This is a genomic window from Streptomyces marispadix (assembly GCF_022524345.1).
Classification (GTDB): Bacteria; Actinomycetota; Actinomycetes; order Streptomycetales; family Streptomycetaceae; genus Streptomyces; species Streptomyces marispadix.
Map to the genome: position 1 here is coordinate 5003015 of NZ_JAKWJU010000002.1, position 17916 is coordinate 5020930.

Annotated in this window: 11 protein-coding genes; 7 read left to right on the forward strand and 4 right to left on the reverse strand. The window is 72.0% G+C overall.

Features of this window, described 5'->3' with window-relative positions; genetic code table 11:
- Positions 1–47: 47 nt before the first annotated feature.
- From MMA15_RS21005 to MMA15_RS21020, 4 genes are all read left to right on the forward strand, one after another.
- The gene (locus tag MMA15_RS21005; protein WP_241061679.1) at positions 48–2603 is read left to right on the forward strand and encodes an MMPL family transporter; all 2556 of its coding nucleotides are present in this window, start codon (positions 48–50) and stop codon (positions 2601–2603) included.
- 6 nt (positions 2604–2609) lie between these two features.
- Positions 2610–3242: a GHMP family kinase ATP-binding protein gene (locus MMA15_RS21010; RefSeq protein WP_241061680.1), complete on the forward strand. Its 633-nt coding sequence runs from the start codon at positions 2610–2612 to the stop codon at positions 3240–3242.
- 369 nt (positions 3243–3611) lie between these two features.
- A complete protein-coding gene (locus tag MMA15_RS21015) occupies positions 3612–3854 on the forward strand; it encodes a hypothetical protein (protein ID WP_241061681.1) in 243 nt (80 codons plus the stop codon).
- Positions 3855–4018: 164 nt separating this feature from the next.
- Positions 4019–7123 carry a helix-turn-helix transcriptional regulator gene (locus tag MMA15_RS21020; protein WP_241061682.1) on the forward strand — a complete coding sequence of 1035 codons (3105 nt, stop codon included), beginning with the start codon at positions 4019–4021 and terminating at the stop codon, positions 7121–7123.
- Positions 7124–7293: 170 nt separating this feature from the next.
- Here MMA15_RS21020 and MMA15_RS21025 read toward each other — a convergent pair whose 3' ends face one another.
- From MMA15_RS21025 to MMA15_RS21040, 4 genes are all read right to left on the reverse strand, one after another.
- Complete coding sequence (locus tag MMA15_RS21025) at positions 7294–7554, reverse strand: DUF6191 domain-containing protein (RefSeq protein ID WP_241061683.1); 261 nt, start codon at positions 7552–7554, stop codon at positions 7294–7296.
- A complete protein-coding gene (locus tag MMA15_RS21030) occupies positions 7554–7829 on the reverse strand; it encodes a DUF6191 domain-containing protein (RefSeq protein ID WP_241061684.1) in 276 nt (91 codons plus the stop codon). The genes MMA15_RS21025 and MMA15_RS21030 overlap by 1 nt, the downstream gene beginning before the upstream one ends.
- A 44-nt stretch (positions 7830–7873) precedes the next feature.
- Positions 7874–9040 carry a PQQ-dependent sugar dehydrogenase gene (locus MMA15_RS21035; protein WP_241061685.1) on the reverse strand — a complete coding sequence of 389 codons (1167 nt, stop codon included), beginning with the start codon at positions 9038–9040 and terminating at the stop codon, positions 7874–7876.
- Positions 9041–9247: 207 nt separating this feature from the next.
- The gene (locus MMA15_RS21040) at positions 9248–10270 is read right to left on the reverse strand and encodes an aldo/keto reductase (protein WP_241061686.1); all 1023 of its coding nucleotides are present in this window, start codon (positions 10268–10270) and stop codon (positions 9248–9250) included.
- Between the two features lie 188 nt (positions 10271–10458).
- On the opposite strand from MMA15_RS21040, the gene MMA15_RS21045 reads away from it, so the two are divergent.
- The 3 genes from MMA15_RS21045 to MMA15_RS21055 all read left to right on the forward strand — a co-directional run bounded on the left by MMA15_RS21045 (position 10459) and on the right by MMA15_RS21055 (position 17884).
- Entirely contained in the window at positions 10459–11436 is a 978-nt protein-coding gene (locus MMA15_RS21045; protein WP_241061687.1) for a 2-hydroxyacid dehydrogenase, read from the forward strand.
- Between the two features lie 718 nt (positions 11437–12154).
- Entirely contained in the window at positions 12155–15757 is a 3603-nt protein-coding gene (locus tag MMA15_RS21050) for a putative bifunctional diguanylate cyclase/phosphodiesterase (protein ID WP_241063339.1), read from the forward strand.
- A 258-nt stretch (positions 15758–16015) separates the two neighbouring features.
- Positions 16016–17884: an acetolactate synthase large subunit gene (locus MMA15_RS21055; RefSeq protein WP_241061688.1), complete on the forward strand. Its 1869-nt coding sequence runs from the start codon at positions 16016–16018 to the stop codon at positions 17882–17884.
- Positions 17885–17916: the final 32 nt, after the last annotated feature.

Here is a 17916-nt window from a genome sequence, read left to right on the forward strand (position 1 = left end):
TCCGTTGCGGGATACCGCCCGCCCCCTCCCGAAAAGGTCGGACATCTATGACGGCTCTCGCCCGCTGGTGCCTGCGTCGCCGTCTGGCCGTGGTCCTGCTCTGGTGCGCCGTGCTGCTGGGCGTCGGCACCTCCTCGCTGCTGAGCGGAGCGTCCTTCTCCAACCAGTACGACGTGCCGGGCACCGAGTCCGGGCGTGCGAACACGCTGATCAGCGAGAGCTTCCCGGACCGCAAGGGCGACAGCGACACGATCGTGTGGCACACGGGCAAGGGCACCGACGCCTCGACCGACGACGTCCGCTCGCCGCAGGTCGAGAAGGCCATGGAGCGGACCCTCGACGACATCGCCGAACTGCCTGGAGTCGGCAAGGTCCAAAGCCCCTACGGCGCTGCGGCAGGCGACACCGGCGGCTCGGACGCCCGCGCCTCGGACGCCGGTGGCACGGACTCCGGCGGTGCGGACGGACGTAATGCCTCAGGCGACGCCGCATCCGCCGGGGGCGACCGCGGCGGGCAGTCGGAACGAATCAGCCGCGACGGCCGCACCGCCTACGCCACCGTGACCTTCGACGCGTCCGTCGAGAAGCTCGACAAGAAGGACGTACAGCGCGTCGTCGACACCGCACAGCGCGCCGGCGAGGACGTGCCGGGCATGGACGTAGAGGCGGGCGGCCCCGGCATCGCGCTGACCGAGAAGGAGGACAGCCACATCAGCGAGGCCGTCGGCATCGCCGTGGCGGCCGTCGTGCTGCTGGTCGCCTTCGGCTCGCTGGCGGCGATGTCGCTTCCGCTGGTGACGGCGCTGGTCAGCGTCGGCACGGCGACCCTCGGCATCGGGCTGCTCAGCCATGTGATGACCGTGGCCGACTTCGCGCCGATGCTGGGCACGCTCATCGGGCTCGGCGTCGGCATCGACTACGCGCTCTTCATCGTCACCAGACACCGGCGCGGCCTGAAGGAGGGCATGTCCGTCGAGGCGGCGGCCGAGCGTGCTGTCGCATCGGCGGGACGTGCCGTCGTGTTCGCCGGGGTGACGGTGTGCATCGCGCTGCTGGGCATGCTCGTGCTGCGGCTCAGCTTCCTCAACGGGGTGGCCGTGGCCGCGTCGCTCACCGTGGTGCTCGCCGTGCTGTCGTCGGTGACGCTCGTACCCGCACTGCTCGGAGTGATCGGCAAGCGTGCCCTCAGCGGCCGTGAACGGCGCAGGCTCGCGGAGCACGGGCCGGAGTTGCCCGCCGAACTGCACCGGGAGGGCGAGCACTCGGAGGACCCGGACGCAGAAGAGCCGCATGGACGCGGTACGGACGCGACGGGTACCGAGGCCACCGGTGCGCGGAAGCCCGGCGCCCGTGCGCGCGCCTCCGTCGCCGCCCGCTGGTCGTCCTTCGTGGCACGCCATCCGCGCCTGCTCGGCGGCATCGCCGCCCTGGTGATGGTGGTGCTGGCGGTGCCCGTCTCCGGGCTTCAGCTCGGCACGTCCGACCAGGGCAGCAATCCACGTACGACCACGACGCGGCAGGCGTACGACCTGCTCGCCGACGGATTCGGACCCGGCACCAACGGACCGCTCACGCTGGTCGGCGAGATCGACGACGCCAAGGCCAAGCTCGACTTCGAGCAGCTTCCCGAGAAGCTGCGGGACGTCGAGGGCGTCGCCCATGTCTCGGGCAGCGAACTGAACGGAAACGGCGGTACCGGAGTCATCACCGTCGTACCGGACAGCGCACCGCAGTCCGAGCGGACGTCGGAACTGGTCGAGGACCTCCGCAAGGACGTGCTCCCGGAGGCCACAGGCTCCAGCTCGCTCGACGTACAGGTCGGCGGTGTCACGGCCGCGCACGACGACTTCGCCTCCGTGATCCTCGGCAAGCTGCCGCTCTTCGTCGGCGTCGTGGTCTCGCTGGGCTGTGCGCTGCTGCTGGTCGCCTTCCGCAGCATCGGCATCCCGCTGAAGGCCGCGCTGATGAACGTGATGGCGGTGGCGGCCGCCTGTGGAGTGGTCGTCGCCGTCTTCCAATGGGGGTGGGGAAGCGGCCTGATGGGGCTGGGGGGCTCCGGGCCGATCGAACCGTTCCTGCCCGTGATCATGGTGTCCGTCCTCTTCGGGCTGTCGATGGACTACCAGGTCTTCCTCGTCAGCCGCATGTACGAGGAGTGGCGTCTGACCGGCGACAACCGCAGATCCGTGCGGGTCGGGCTGGCCGAGACGGGACGGGTGATCAACTCCGCCGCGGTCATCATGATCGCCGTCTTCGGTGCGTTCGTGCTGAGCGGCGACCGGATCATCGCGATGTTCGGCATCGGCCTCGCCGCGGCCGTCGCGCTGGACGCCTTCGTGCTGCGCACGCTGCTCGTCCCCGCCCTGATGCACATGCTGGGCAGCGCCAACTGGTGGCTGCCCCGGTGGATGGAGCGATGGCTTCCGCGCGTCAGCATCGAGCCGGAGGCCGTCCCCGAACCCGTGCCCGGTACGGAGCCGGAAACGGTGCACGGGACGGCGTCCGGAACGGTGCCGGACCCCGTCGGTGCCGGGCTTGGCGGAACGGTGCCCGCGCCCCGTGACGGGCTCTCATCGGACTCTCAGAAACGGCCCCTACGGTGACGCACCATGGCTACCGAGACGACCAAGACCGACAAGACCGAAGAGGCCGGCACCAAGCCGGAGACCGGCCTCGACAAGGACACGACGACCGCGACGGCCGGGAGGGACTCCGCCGTCGCCGCCGCCGCTGAGGAGCCCCGCGCCGAGGCCCTCACGGACGACGACCACGACGGCTACGCCGACGGCGGCTTCGCCGATGACGAGACCGGCACCGCCGTTCCCGTGCGCGGCGGACTGGGCGCGGGTGCCGCGGCCGTCGTCAGCGCCGGGCTGGGGCTCAGCTCCATCACCGGCACCTCGCTCAGCGAGATGCTGCGCGATCGCAAACAGCTCATCGGCCAGATCGAGAGCAGCGCCCAGGCCCCGCAGGGCGGCGGCGGTGGCGCCGACCAGATCAGCGCGCTCTACGGAGCCCCCTGGCACGCCACCGCGATCCTCAACGGGATCTTCGCGCTGCTCGCAGTCGTCGTCGGCGGTGTGCTGCTGGCGCTCGTCGCCAAGCGTGCCGAGACGCGTACCTGGGTCAAGGCCGTCGCGCTGGGCGGGCTGATCCTCGGTGCGATCGGGCTGCTCGTGGCGGGCGGCATGTATCTGGACCTCTTCGCGGCGCCGCCGAAGGTTCCCGGCCAGCCGTCCTGACGGGCCCCGGCTCTACGGCCCCCGGGACGTCGCATACGCACACGCACGTACGGACGCGCGCCCGTACACGTACAACCGAACACGGTCGAGCCGCCCGCGCCCCGCATCCACGGACCCGCGACGGGCGGCTCGGCCATGCCGGACTGCCCGGTTCCGAACGTGGCGCGCAGCGCCCGGGCGTACGACCCGAGGACGGGACGGAATGCGGGGGGACATGCGTAAGGACATGCGTAAGGACATGCGTGAGTCCTCGCGTAAGTGCCCGCCTAAGGACCCGGCGGGCGGTCCCTCCGGCGTGGGGCCGCCGGGGTAAGACCTCCCCATCGGCGGCTAAGGCCCCCTTGGGTCTGAAGACGGGGCGGTTGCCCGATGTGCACCACCCCCCTGGGAGACGAACGTGGATACGGCACGAAGCAGTCCGATCCATCGACACCAGGGGAGTGCGAGATGTACTACGGCCACGAGGCGGGGTTCCTCCGCATCGCCGAGCTGCGGCAGAAGGCCGCGGCCGAACGCCGGGCACGCGAGGCCGAGGAGAACGCCCACCAGCACGTTGAGGGGCCCCGTCGGCCGGGGCGCCGAGCGGGCCGCTACTGGTTCCGTACCGCATGAGCCGTACTCCCGCACGCGGCGAGGTGGTCGCGCTGCGGGACACCGACGGGCCGGACCGGCCGGAGCGGGCAGAACGACCGCAACGACCGGACCCGGCAGAGCGACCGGAGCAGCCGGAGCGGGCGTGGCGAAAAGCGGCTGACGCGATGTCCGAGGCTGGTGCGATGCTGGACGACGTGTCCAGTCACTCCACCGTCAGCCCCGTATTCGTCGGCCGCGGCGACGAGCTGACGCTGCTCGACGAAGCGCTCGCCCGTGCCGACGCGGGCGAGCCGCAGGCGCTGCTGCTCGGCGGCGAGGCCGGGGTAGGCAAGACCAGGCTGCTGGAGGAGTTCCTGTCCGCCGCGGCCACCGCCGGAGCGGTCACCGCCGTCGGCGGCTGTCTCGAACTGGGCGCGGACGGGCTGCCGTTCGCACCCTTCGCCACCGCCCTCCGCGGTCTGCACCGCGCCCTGGGCGAGGCGGAGCTGTCGTCCGCGGTGGCCGGCAGGGAGGCGGAGCTGGCGCGTCTGCTGCCGGATCTGGCGCCCCCGCCCGGCAGCCCCGCCGCGGCTCTGGCGGAGGCGTACGACGAGGAGGACGGCCGCGCCCGGCTCTTCGAGCTCACCGCACAGCTCCTGGAGCGGCTGGCCTCGGGCCGTACGGTCGTGATCGCCCTGGAGGACCTGCACTGGGCGGACCGCTCCACCCGTGAACTTCTCGGCTATCTCTACCGCTCGGTGCACACCTCCCGGCTGTTGCTCCTCGCGACATACCGTTCCGACGACATCCACCGGCGCCATCCGCTGCGGCCCTTCCTGGCCGAGCTGGACAGGCTGCGCACCGTCCGCCGGGTCGAACTGCCGCGGCTGAGCCGCGTGGAGGTGCAGGCACAGATAGCCGGAATCCAGGGCGTGCCGGAGCCCGACCCCGAGCAGGCCCGCGTCATCTTCGAACGCTCCGAGGGCAATCCGTTCTTCGTCGAGGAGCTGACCGCCAACTCCTCGGCCTGCGGCATCAGCGACTCCCTGCGGGATCTGCTGCTGGTGCGCGTCGAGGCCCTTCCCGAGCCGGTCCAGCAGGTGCTGAGGATCGCCGCCCAGGGCGGCTCCGCCGTGGAACACGCGCTGCTCGCCGCCGTCTGCCGACTGCCCGAGGCCGAACTGCTGGACGCGCTGCGGATCGCCGTCGGTGCGAACGTGCTGCTGCCCACCGACGACGGCGACGGCTACCGCTTCCGCCACGCCCTTCTCCGCGAGGCCGTCAGCGAGGATCTGCTGCCCGGCGAGGCCGCGGGTCTCAACCGCCGCTATGCGCAGGCCCTGGAGGCCGACCCCTCGCTCGTACGTTCCGAGCAGTGCACGACGCGCCTGGCGCACTACTGGTACCACGGCCGGGACGCGGCGAAGGCGCTGCCCGCCGTGCTCGGCGCCGCGGTGGAGGCACGCCGCAGACACGCCTTCGCCGAGCAGCACCAGCTACTGGAGCGGGCGATCGAGCTGTGGCACGAGGTCCCAGCGGAGATACGCGAACGGCTGCGGCCGATCGACGAGGCGGAGGTCTATCCGCGCCCCGGCGGCTGCCCCGGCGAACCGGCCGCGGAATCACTGTCGTTCATGGACCTGCTGGCCGAGGCCGTCGTCGCCGCACGCACGGGAGGCGACGTGGAACGTGCCCTCGCCCTCACGCGGCGCGCCCTCGACCTGCTGGACGAGGAGACCGACTCCCTGCGCGCGGCCTGGTTCTGGGTCAGCCGCTCCAAGAGCGTCGAGGCGCTGGGCCGCGGCGACGGCTGGGACGAGATCGCCCGCGCCCAGGAGCTGGTGCGCGGTCTGCCGCCGTCGGCCGTCCATGCGGACGTGCTGACCAGCGCCGCCGGCTGGGGCGTGATGCACCGGCCGGGGCCGGACGCCATGAGCACCGCCGTGAGAGCCGTCGAACTGGCCCGTGTCGTCGGCGCCACCACCATCGAGCTTCAGGCCCGTATCACCCTGGGCATCCTCATGGCCGAGTCCGGCGACCTGGACGCGGGCATCGCCGAGATGACGCAGGCACGCGAACAGGCGCTGCGAGCGGGTGCGTTCGGAGTCGTCGGCCGGGCAGACATCAACATCGCCACCGAGCTGGAGTCCATGGGCCGCTCCAGCGAAGCGGTGGCGGCGGCCGTACGAGCGGCGGAGGGCGCGGCCACGCACGGACGTCCCGACATGTGCGGCTTCGCGCTCGGCAATCAGGCCGAGTCGCTGTACGCCATGGGCGAGTGGGATCAGGCAGCCCGCATCACCGAGGAGGCCGCGACCGCCGCACGTTCGGCGGAGACCAGGGGCTTCGCCGCCTTGATGCGGGCTCATCTCCAGCTCGGCCGCGGCGACTTGGCGGCGCTGGAGACCACCGCGGCGGCGGCCCGCGAGGCGCTGGGCAGCCATGCCACGTCTGTGAACGCGGCCGTTCAGCTACGGCACTTCGCGCTCGAAGCCGCCGCCGGGCGCGGCGACTTCACGACCGTGAGGACCGAACTGCGGGCCGCGATCGAGGCGGGCTTCGCACCCGGTACGCACCGCTACGCCTGGCCCCTGCTGCACGCCGGTGCCGTGCACGAGGCGGGCCTGCGGGGCCTGCCCGCCGCCGAGGAAGGCCGAGCCGAAGTGCTCGCCGATCTGCGCACGGCCGTACGGCGGCTGCCGCATCCCGCGCCCGTGTGGACGGCGTACTCGGCGCTGGTGACCGCGGAGATCGGCCGGGCGGAAGGGAGTTCGGAGCCCGACGCCTGGGAGGCGGTGACGAGGGCGTTCGAGGAGCTGGAGCGTCCGTACCATCTTGCGCTGGCGCGTCAGCGCTGGGCGGAGGCGCTGCTGGAGGCGGGTGCGCAGAGCCGGGAGGCGCGCGAGTGCGCGCACGGTCTGCTGGCGTCGGCCCATCAGGTCGCGGCGCGGCTCGGCGCGCAGCCGCTGCGTACGGAGATCGAGCAGCTCTCGGTGCGGGCGCGGCTTCCGGTCGCCCAGGCGGTGCCGGCCGCGACGGGGGAGTCCCATGCGGCGCCCGCGAGGTCGGGGGAGCCCGCGGACGCCTTCGGGCTGACCCGGCGCGAGCGCGATGTGCTGCACCTGGTGGCGGCCGGGCGCAGCAACAGACAGATAGCGGAGCAGCTCTTCATCTCGCCCAAGACGGCGAGCGTGCACGTCTCCAACATCCTGGCGAAGCTGGGCGTGGACGGGCGGGGCGAGGCGGCGGCGATGGCCTACCGGCTGCGGCTGCTGACCGATGCGGACAGGCGGCCCGCGGCGGGCTGAGTACGAGCGGGGCCAGGGCGTTACAGGCTGCGCCGGAACGCCGGAACGCCGGAACGCCGGAACACCCGGACGCTGGATCGCTGGATCGCCGGGCGCCTCGCAGCCCAACGGCCAGGTGCACAGGGGCAGTTCACCGGTGCGCGCAGGGGCAGTCCGGTGCGGGGACCGGCTCAGAGCAGGTCGGGCGGGTCTCCGCCGTCGCCCGCGTCCTCCGCGTCGGGGTCCTCCTCTATCTTCGGCCGAGCCGGAAGGATCGCGTGCTGCTCCTGGAGCGCGATGACGATCTTGCCGGAGCCGAGGTCGACCGGCCCGCAGCCCCGGTGGTTGCTGCCGTCGGCAGCGCCCTCGACGACGTATGTGTGGTCGAGCCGCTGCTTCTCGTGCTGAGCGTGCTGTAGTCCCGGATGGAAGATGTCGCCCGTAATGTCCATCACCGGCTCCTGTCGCCGTCCTGATCGGTCCCGCCGGTCCCGCCGTTGTCGCCGCTCGCGCGCCCGGCCGTGCTTCCGGTCGTACGTCCGTCCTCGTACGGAACGGGGCCACGCTGCTCCGGCGGGCGGATCAGCACTTGCCCGGAGGTGAGGTCGACCGGGCCGTGCCCCGGATCGTTGCTGCCCTCTTCGACCCGGGTGTGCTCCAGCCGCCGCCGTTCGTCCTCGGTGTGCCGCCGGCCCGGGGAGAAGAGCTCCTCGATCAGATTGAACATCGGCCCTCCGCTCGGCGGTAGGCCGTGCACGCCACGTGCCCGGCCTAGCTCACCTTCAGCTTCAGGATACGGTCGTCGCCGCTTTCCGGACCTCCCCGTCCGTCCGTCTCGCTCGTCACCAGCCACAGGCCGCCGCTGCCGTCGGCCGCGACCGTGCGCAGGCGCCCGTACTCGCCCTCCAGGAACGCCTGCGGATCGGCGGCCTTGGTGGTGCCCTTCAGCGGGATGCGCCAGAGCCGTTCACCGCGCAGGCCCGCCATCCACACCGAGCCCTTGACGATCGCGATGCCGCTGGGGGAGGCGTCGGCCGTACGCCACTGCTCGACGGGGTCGGTGAAGCCGGACTCCCCGCCGCGCCCCTCGGCCTCGGGCCAGCCGTAGTTCTTGCCGGGGCGGATCAGGTTCAGCTCGTCCCAGGTGTTCTGCCCGAACTCGCTCGCCCACAGCCGCTTCTCGGAGTCCCAGGCGATGCCCTGCACATTGCGGTGGCCGTAGGTGTACCAGACGGAGCCGGACTCGGGGCTGCCCTGGCCGGGCGGTTCCCCCTCGGGCGTCATGCGGAGGATCTTGCCGCCCAGCGACTTCTTGTCCTGGGCGAGGCCGCCCTCCCCGGACTCTCCCGTACCGGCGTAGAGCATCTTGTCCGGGCCGAAGGCGATGCGCCCGCCGTTGTGGATCTCGCCCTTCGGGATGCCCTTGAGGATGGTGTCGGGGGCGCCGAGCTGTTCGCCGGAGGGCTTCTTGCGGTCGTAGATCATGCGGACGATGCGGTTGTCGGACGCCGTCGTCAGATACGCGTAGACCATCTTCGCGTTGTCGGGCGGTACGGCGATGCCGAGAAGACCGCCCTCGCCGCTGGCCTGCACTCCCGGCACGGTGCCGGCCACGGTCTTCTTGCCGCTTCGCTCGTCGACGTGGACGATCCTGCCGTCGTCGCGCTGGGAGACGAGCAGGCCGCCGCCGGGCAGCGGCGCCAGCCCCCACGGCGACTTCAGGCGTGTGGCCACGGTGCGTTCCACCTTCACGGAGCCCTTCGCGGGCGCTGCCGAGGCCGTCCCCTCCGGAGCGGACTCACCGCTCGGCGAGGCCGGTTCGGACTTCTTCCCGCCCGAGGGGCCCCCGGAGTCGTCGGAGCAGCCCGCGGTCAGCAGCGCCAGGGCGACGAGCCCCGCCGCGGCGGCTCGTACGGACGGCAGATAGCGGCTTCGCACGGTGGGCGCCTCCCGGTGTCGGTGTGCTGTGGCACAGCGTGAACGGTGGACTCAGCACACCACATCCGTAACGGCGCCGCCGGGCACAGCGGAACTTCCCGTACGTACGCGCGTACTGAGACGCACGGCAGCGGTGTGACGGACGAACACACGAGGTGTGACGGACGAACACATAAGGGGCCCAGGACGCGGCAGCCCTTGCGCCGGCTACTCCCAGGAACCCTGTGCCACGGGCAGGGCGTCCAGCTCCCCGAGGTCCGCGGGCGTCAGCCGCAGATCCGCGGCGGCGGCGTTCTCCACGGCCCAGCGCTCCTTCTTCGCACCCGGCAGCGGAACCACCTGCTGCCCCTGCGCCAGCAGCCAGGCGAGCGCCACCTGCGCCGGAGTCGCCTCACCGTGCCGCTCCGCGACGCGGCGGAGACCGGCCACCACGGGCTGGTTGGCGGCCATCATCTCGGCGGTGAAACGCGGGTGCCGGGCACGTACGTCCTCCTCCTCGAAGCCGCCGCCGGGTGTGAGGGTGCCGCTCAAGTACCCGTTGCCCAGCGGCATCGCGGCCATGAAGCCCACGCCGTGCGAGACGCACCACGGCAGCAGCGAATCCAGCGCCTCCCTGGACCAGACGGCCAGTTCGGCCTGTACGCCGCTCACCGGGAAGACGCTCTGCACCCTTTCGAGCTGCCGGATCGTAGCGGCGTGGATACCGGACCCGGCGGAGCGCCCGCGCTGGTCCGCACGGCCGCGCTGGTCGGCACGCGCCCCGACCGCGCAGAAGCCGAGCGCGCGTACCTTCCCCTCGGTGACCAGCTCCGACATGGCGCCCCAGGTCTCCTCGACGGGCACTTCCGGGTCGGCGCGGTGGAGTTGGTAGAGGTCGATGAAGTCCGTCTGAAGCCGCCGCAGCGACGCGTCGCAGGCTCTTTTCACATAGCCGGGGCGGCCGTTGGCGACGATGTGCTGCTCGCCCACGAGCAGGCCGCACTTGGTGGAGAGGAAGGCGTCGTGGCGGCGCTCCTTGAGTACTCGGCCGATCAGCAGCTCATTGGTGAACGGCCCGTACATGTCCGCGGTGTCCAGCAGCGTCATGCCCCGGTCCAGCGCGGCGTGGACCGTACGGAGCGACTCCTCGCCGCTCTGCTCCGACATGGAGTACGCCCAGCTCATCGGCATGCAGCCGAGGCCGATCGCACCAACTCCCAGCGCTGCCGCGCCGATTGCCCTGCGCTCCACTGGACCCGACTCCCCTCTGACGGCCCCCAAACTAACCCGAGGCCCCGACGGCGGCGGACGAGGCACCCCGCCCGCAGCGCTCACCACGACCGCACCGCGCCCGCGTCACGGCACGCTCCAGGGCCGGCCTCCGGCCGCCCGCCGCCTTGGAGCGTCCCTGCGCCACGGTCACCGTCTAGCCTCTGACCATGGCACCCTCAACGGCACCACAGGACTCCGGAGCACCGGACGCCTCAGACGTCTGGCTGCCCATTCCGCCCGCTCAGATCGACGGGCTCCCCGAAGGCCCCGCCTACCACTTCTGGGACGGCGACGAGGAGTTCCCGGCCGACCCGGCCCGCTGCGCGTTCTACGTCGTCCCGTATATGAAGGGCCAGGCCGTCGCCGTACGGCCGCTGGCGGAGATGCGCGGGCTGCGCGTAGTGCAGACGCTGACCGCCGGGATAGACCATGTCGCCGGTGCCCTGCCGGATCTGCCGCCGGGGACCGTGCTGTGCAACGCCCGCGGTGTGCACGACGCCTCGACCGCGGAACTGGCGCTCGCGCTCACCCTGGCCGCGCTGCGCCGCCTCCCCACGTTCGTACGGGCACAGGACGCCGAGGAGTGGAGCCCCGGGGTCTATGACGCGCTCGCCGACAAGTCCGTGCTCATCGTCGGGTACGGGGCGATCGGTTCGGCGGTGGAGGAGCGGCTGGTGCCCTTCGAGGTGGCGGAGGTGGCCCGTGTGGCACGCACGGCACGCGAAGCGGCCCGCGGCCCCGTGCACGCACTCGACAGCCTGCCGCGGCTGCTGCCCCGCGCCGACGTGGTGATCCTCTGCACGCCCCTGTCCGAGGAGACCCGGGGACTGGCGGGCGCCGGTTTCCTGTCGCGGATGAAGGACGGGGCGCTGCTGGTCAACGTGGCGCGCGGGGGAGTGGTGGACACCGACTCCCTGCTGGCGGAGGTGAATTCGGGACGGCTGCGCGCGGCGCTCGACGTCACCGATCCCGAGCCGCTGCCGGCCGGGCACCCCCTGTGGCACGCGCCGGGAGTGCTCATCACCCCGCACGTGGGCGGTCCTACGACGGCCTTCCTGCCGCGCGCCAAGCGGCTGTTGCGCGATCAGCTCGGCCGCTGGGCGCGCGGTGAACCGCTTGAGCACACGGTGGCCGTGGCCCAATGATCCCCGGGCACGGGGGAGTTGCTCCCCGAGAGGCCCGGAGCCGCCCATAAGGCTTCCCCAAAGCACCGAAAAATACTCTCCGGAGGCGTACGAGCGCTCGCCGTATCCGCAACGTGCCTGGTCGTCACGTTCTGTATCGGAACTATGTCCCTCTGTGACGGTTCTGGTGTATCGTCCAAGAGGGGGGCGAAGGCGAATACGAGGGGGGCGACGGGCGAATGCGCGGCCAATGGACGAACTGCCGGTGGATGAAGCGCCGTACACAACGGACATGTTGCCGTCGGCCGGTCCCGGGCCGGGACCGGAGCGCGGGGATGTCCGTGTGCCTGTTCCGCGCCCGCGCGGACCGGAGGTACGAGAAGCCTCCGTCCCAGAGGAGGACCCGGTGATGCCGGGGGGCGCGGCCACGCGCCAGGGCCTTGTGCGTACCCCTGCCGGTGCGCCGGCCTTCGCTCCGCCGTCGACGCGGGCCGGTTCTCCGACCTGTGCCGAAGTGCCGCCGGGCGGCGGCCAGTTGAGGACTTCCGCAGCGGGCGGCGTGCCCGCTCCGGCGACAGCGTCCTCGGCGTCGCCGGTGCCGGCCGCCCGCGCCGCGTCCGTACGGGAGCGAGTGCACGACGGCGAGTTCGGCGCCGCCGGGCGCAGGGGCCCGAAGGACGGCTCATCCGCGGTCGCACAGGCTGGAGTCGGGGACGCAGCGGTCACGGCAGGCCCGGGGATGGGGCAGCCGAGCGCGCGGCCGGAAGTGCGGCCGGTAGCGCAGCCGGTGAGCGTGCTGCCGCAACTCCTGCTCGTCGTCCTCTGCGGCGGCTATGCGATCGGTGCCGCCTTCGGCTGGGGCTCACGGCAACTGTCGCTGTTCATGGGCGACTTCGGGCTCAGCGCCGCCGGGGTGCTCGCCGCGGCCTCCTGCGTGCGCTACGCCCGCATGCACCGCGGTACCCAACTGGGCCCCGCCTGGCTGCTGTTCGGGCTCTCGTCGCTGATGGCCGCCGCAGGCAACGCCGTCTGGGGCTGGTACGAGGTGGTGCTGCACCAGCCCGTGCCCCGCCCCAGCGCCGCGGACTTCTGCTTCCTGCTCTTCGCGCCGCCCGCCATCATCGGCCTGCTCGTACTGGCCAAGAGGCCGGTGACGAGAGCCGGTTGGGTCTGCCTGGGCCTGGACTCCTGGCTGATCGGCGGTTCGCTGCTGACGCTCTCCTGGTCGCTTGCGCTCGTCCACACCGCGTACTGGGAAGGCGACTCGGTGGCGCGTGCGGCGCTGGCGCTGGCCTACCCTCTGCTGGACATCGTGCTGGTGAGCATGGTGCTCGCACTGCACTTCCGGCGCGCGGCCGCACACCGCTCCGCGGTCAACACCGCGATCGGCGCCCTGGCGCTGACCGTGCTGTGCGACGCGCTGTTCACCTCGCCGCTGCTCCGCGAGCACTACACCTCGGGGCAGTTGCTCGACGCCGGATGGTTCGCGGGTGCGCTCCTGCTCGCGTACGCGCCCTGGGTCAAGGGCGAGCGTGAGGCGCACCGGCACACCCAGGGCGCCACAGGCCGGGGGTGCGGCGCGGTCGGCGTGGACGGCCGCGTGGGCGGCGCCATGGCACCCGAGCGGGACGTCCTCCACGGCGACGACTCCCCGAGCCGTCCGATCGCGGGTTCGCTGGCCGCGCTCACGCCGTATCTGGCCGCCGCCGTCTGCACGTTGGGCATGCTCTACAACGCCGTCTCCGGTCGCGAGATCGACCGCGTGGTGCTCTTCACCACCTGCACGGTCGTGCTCGCCCTCGTCGTGCGGCAGGGCATCATGCTGCTGGACAACATCAGCCTGACCCAGGAACTGGCCCAGAAGGAGAACCACTTCCGCTCCCTGGTCCAGGGCTCCAGCGACGTCATCATGATCGCCTCTCCGACGGGCATGCTGCGCTACGTCTCACCCGCGGCCGCCGGGGTCTACGGCAGGGACGGCGACGCCCTCATCGGCTCCGAACTCGCCGCGCTCATCCACCCCGAGGACCTCGCCCGCGTGCTGCACGAGCTGCGCCGCTTCCTCGCGACGCCGCCGCAGCAGATGCCTTCGACGCGGATCGAGTGCCGCTTCCGGCACGGCCGCGGCCACTGGCTGAACGTCGAGTCGACGGTCAACCGCTACCGCAGCGGCCTCATCTTCAACAGCCGTGACGTCACCGAACGGGTCCGTCTCCAGGCGCAGTTGCAGCACAACGCCTCGCACGACCCGCTCACCGACCTGCCCAACAGGGCGCTGTTCACCGAGCGCGTGCGCAAGGCCCTGGTCGGACGGCGCGGCGGGGACAGTGAGCACGCGGTGCTCTTCATCGACCTCGACGGCTTCAAGGCCGTCAACGACACCATCGGCCACCAGGGCGGGGACGAACTGCTCGTGGCCGCCGCCCGGCGACTCCAGGAGTCGGTCAGGGCCGGGGACACCGCGGCGCGCCTCGGCGGCGACGAGTTCGCGGTGCTCATCCTCGGCGACGGCAACCCCAGCACCCATGCCGCCGCCGAACGGGAGCTGCGCATCCACGAGATCGCCGACCGCCTGCGGGTGACGCTCTCCGAGCCCTACCGGGTGGAGGGCAGAGAGGTGCGGGTCGCGGCGTCCATCGGCATCGCCTTCGCCGAGCCCGGCATCTCGCCCACCTCGCTGATGCGCAACGCGGACCTGGCGATGTACCGCGCCAAGCAGGCGGGCAAGGCGCGGGTCGAGCTGTACGCGCCGCACATGCAGGAGGGCACTCCGGCCGGGACGGCCGGGACGGTCGGCGCACCCGGGGCAGCCGATGCGAAGAGCACCTCCGGGAACGCCCCGAGAACCCCGGACGAGAACCGGCAGGGCACCTCGCAGAGCGCTTCGCCGGAGATCTCGCGCAGCACGTCGCGGAGCACCTCGCAAGGCACCGAGCGCAGCGCGGCGACCCTCCCTCGTGAAGCCGCACCAACGGCTCCCGTCGCGGCCCCGGGCGACCGGCCTGCCGGACGGGACGACCATGAACGCGGCGACGCCGTCGCGGCCGGACCGAGAAGCCGCGCCGTCGGCACCGGCGACGCCCGGGAGACCGCGAGAGCGTCCGGTACCGCACCGGTGGCATCCCACACGGGTACGGCGCACACCACGGGCCCGGCGGCCGCGTTCCAGCCCGGCAGTGAGTTCACGCTGCTCCATCAGCCGGTCGTGGAGCTGGCAGGGGGCAGGATCACGGCGGTGACGGCCCATCCGAGAAGGCGCTCGGCGCAGGGCGTTCTGTTCACTCCGGCCGAGTTCACACGCGCTGCCGGGGCCGGAGGCAGCGGGCCTGGCGAAAGCCGTGACCCTGGCAGCGGCCCCGCCGGCAGCCCGGGCAGAGGCGACGTCGACGGCAGAGGCCCACGCGGGGACACCCGTCGCCGTGGTTCGGGGGCTCACATCGGGGCGCCGCCCCTCCCGGCCCCACCGGCCGGGCCCGGCCACCGGCTGCTCGCGGAGGCCCTACGGCTGGCCGTGGCGCGGCAGAGCGCGGGCTTCCATGTGCCCGTCTCCGTACGGCTGCCTGCCGCGTCACTCCTGGAGCCCGCACGTGGCGGCGGCACCGTGGAGGCCGTGGCGGTACGGCACCAACTGCCCCCCGGCTCCCTGATCTTGGAGATCACGGGCGCGGACACCCGCGTCGCCCTGGAGGAGCTGGAGGCGCGACTGAGCGCGCTGCGCAGCCATGGCGTCCGTATCGCGCTCGACGGCTTCGGCAGCGGACCGCTGGCGGTGTCGGCGCTGCGGAGGCTTCCGGTGGACATCGTGAGGCTCGAACGCGTACTCGTCGAAGGCGTGGTGGACTCCGGAAGACTGCGCAAGATCACCAAGGGTCTGCTGCGCATCGGCGCCGACCTCGGTCTCACGTCGGTCGCCGAGGGCATCGATCTGCCCGAACAGGCCGCATTGCTACGCGAGTTGGGATGCACCCAGGGTCAGGGTGCGCTCTTCTCCGACCCCCTGGACGAACACCGCTTACGGCACGTGCTCTCCCGCGGGGTTCTCCCCGTGCCCGACGAACGCGCGCCCGCGTGTGGTCAGCCCGCGCGCGGGCGTCCGCAGGTCCCGGGCCCTTCGGGAGGACCGCCGGGCGGCTCGGCGGGCGGCAGAGCCGGGCACTCCCAGGGGAGCCGGGGCGGAGGCCGCTCGGTCGTGGTGGCGGGGGCCCTGCCCGTACGGTTGCAGGAGCGGCGCGAGAGCATGCAGCCCTGGCTCGTGTCCGGGGACTCACGGGAGCCTGTGGACCCCGTCACACGGCCGTCGCCCCCCTGCTCGCATGCTGAGACGGGCGTCCCACCCACTTGACACGGAAAGTGCCCACGGGGGAGGGTCTGTGCCATGCGCACCCGAATTCTCGTACTTGGTAAGCGCGTCGACTGACCGGGTCCCCGTCAGGACCCGCGACCACAGCGACGCGCTCCCCTCGCCTGCCTCACGGCACGGGGGGTTTTTTGTTGCACAAGCGCCGTGGCGAAGCCCCGCGGCGGCAGGTGCAGCAGCCACTCAGCACACCGACCGCATCGACACGAGCGTCAATCCTCACTCTCCGAGAAGAGATCACCGATGACCGAGCAGTCCTCCGCGGCTCCCAAACCCCAGCCGCGGGCCCGTACCGTCGGACAGCCGAAGCCCGCACCGGCCGAGATGACGGGCGCCCAGTCCCTCATCCGTTCTCTCGAAGAGGTCGGCGCCGACACCGTATTCGGCATTCCGGGCGGGGCGATCCTTCCGGCGTACGACCCGATGATGGACTCCGCACGCGTGCGTCACGTGCTGGTGCGGCACGAGCAGGGCGCGGGCCACGCGGCCACCGGGTACGCGCAGGCCACGGGCAAGGTCGGTGTCTGCATGGCCACCTCGGGCCCCGGCGCGACCAACCTGGTCACCCCGATCGCCGACGCGCACATGGACTCCGTGCCGCTGGTGGCGATCACCGGCCAGGTCGCCTCCGGGGCGATCGGGACGGACGCGTTCCAGGAGGCCGACATCTGCGGCATCTCGATGCCGGTGACCAAGCACAACTTCCTGGTCACGAACCCGGACGAGATCCCGCGCACCATCGCCGAGGCGTTCCACATCGCCTCGACCGGCCGTCCCGGGCCCGTCGTGGTCGACATCGCCAAGGACGCCCTCCAGGGCCGTACGACCTTCGAGTGGCCGCCCGTCTGCGACCTGCCCGGCTACCGGCCGGTGACCAAGCCGCACGCCAAGCAGATCCGCGAGGCGGCCAAGCTGATCGCCGAGGCCAGGCGGCCCGTGCTCTACGTCGGCGGCGGGGTCCTCAAGGCCAAGGCCACCGCGGAGCTGAAGATCCTCGCCGAGCTGACCAACGCCCCGGTGACGACGACGCTGATGGCCATCGGCTCCTTCCCCGACAGCCACCGGCAGCACCTGGGCATGCCGGGCATGCACGGCAGTGTCGCGGCCGTCACGTCGCTTCAGAAGGCCGATCTGATCGTCGCGCTCGGCGCACGCTTCGACGACCGCGTGACCGGCAAGCTCGACTCGTTCGCCCCGATGGCGAAGATCGTGCACGCCGACATCGACCCCGCCGAGATCGGCAAGAACCGCGCCGCGGACGTGCCGATCGTGGGCGACGCCCGCGAGGTCATCGCCGATCTCGTGGTGGCCGTGCAGGCCGAGCTGGGCGAGGCGCCCGAGGGTTCACCGGCCGCGACCGGATACGTGGACTGGTGGAAGCAGCTCGACCGCTGGCGCGAGACGTACCCGCTGGGCTACGACATGCCCGACGACGGCAGCCTCTCCCCGCAGCAGGTCATCCAGCGCATCGGCGAACTGGCCCCGGAGGACACCGTCTACGCCGCTGGCGTCGGCCAGCACCAGATGTGGGCCGCGCATTACATCGACTACGAGCGCCCCGCGACCTGGCTCAACTCCGGCGGCCTGGGCACCATGGGCTACGCCGTTCCCGCCGCGCTCGGCGCCAAGGTCGGCCGGCCGCAGAGCACCGTGTGGGCCATCGACGGCGACGGCTGCTTCCAGATGACCAACCAGGAGCTGGCCACCGCCGCGCTCAACGGCGTGCCCATCAAGGTCGCGATCATCAACAACGGCGCGCTGGGCATGGTCCGCCAGTGGCAGACGCTCTTCTACAACCAGCGCTACTCCAACACCAAGCTGCATACGGGCCCCGGCGACGAGGATGTCCAGCAGCCCAACAAGGGCACCCGCTGCCCCGACTTCGTGAAGCTGGCCGAGGCGATGGGCTGCGTCGGCATCCGCTGCGAGGACCCGGAAGAGCTGGACTCGGTGATCGAGAAGGCCAACGCCGTCAACGACCGCCCCGTCGTCGTCGACTTCATCGTCCACGAGGACGCGATGGTCTGGCCGATGGTGGCCGCCGGCACCTCCAACGACGAGGTCATGGCGGCGCGCGGCGTCCGTCCCGACTTCGGCGACGACGAAGAGTGACCGAGGGTTCAGGGAACTTCCAGAGAAGGAAC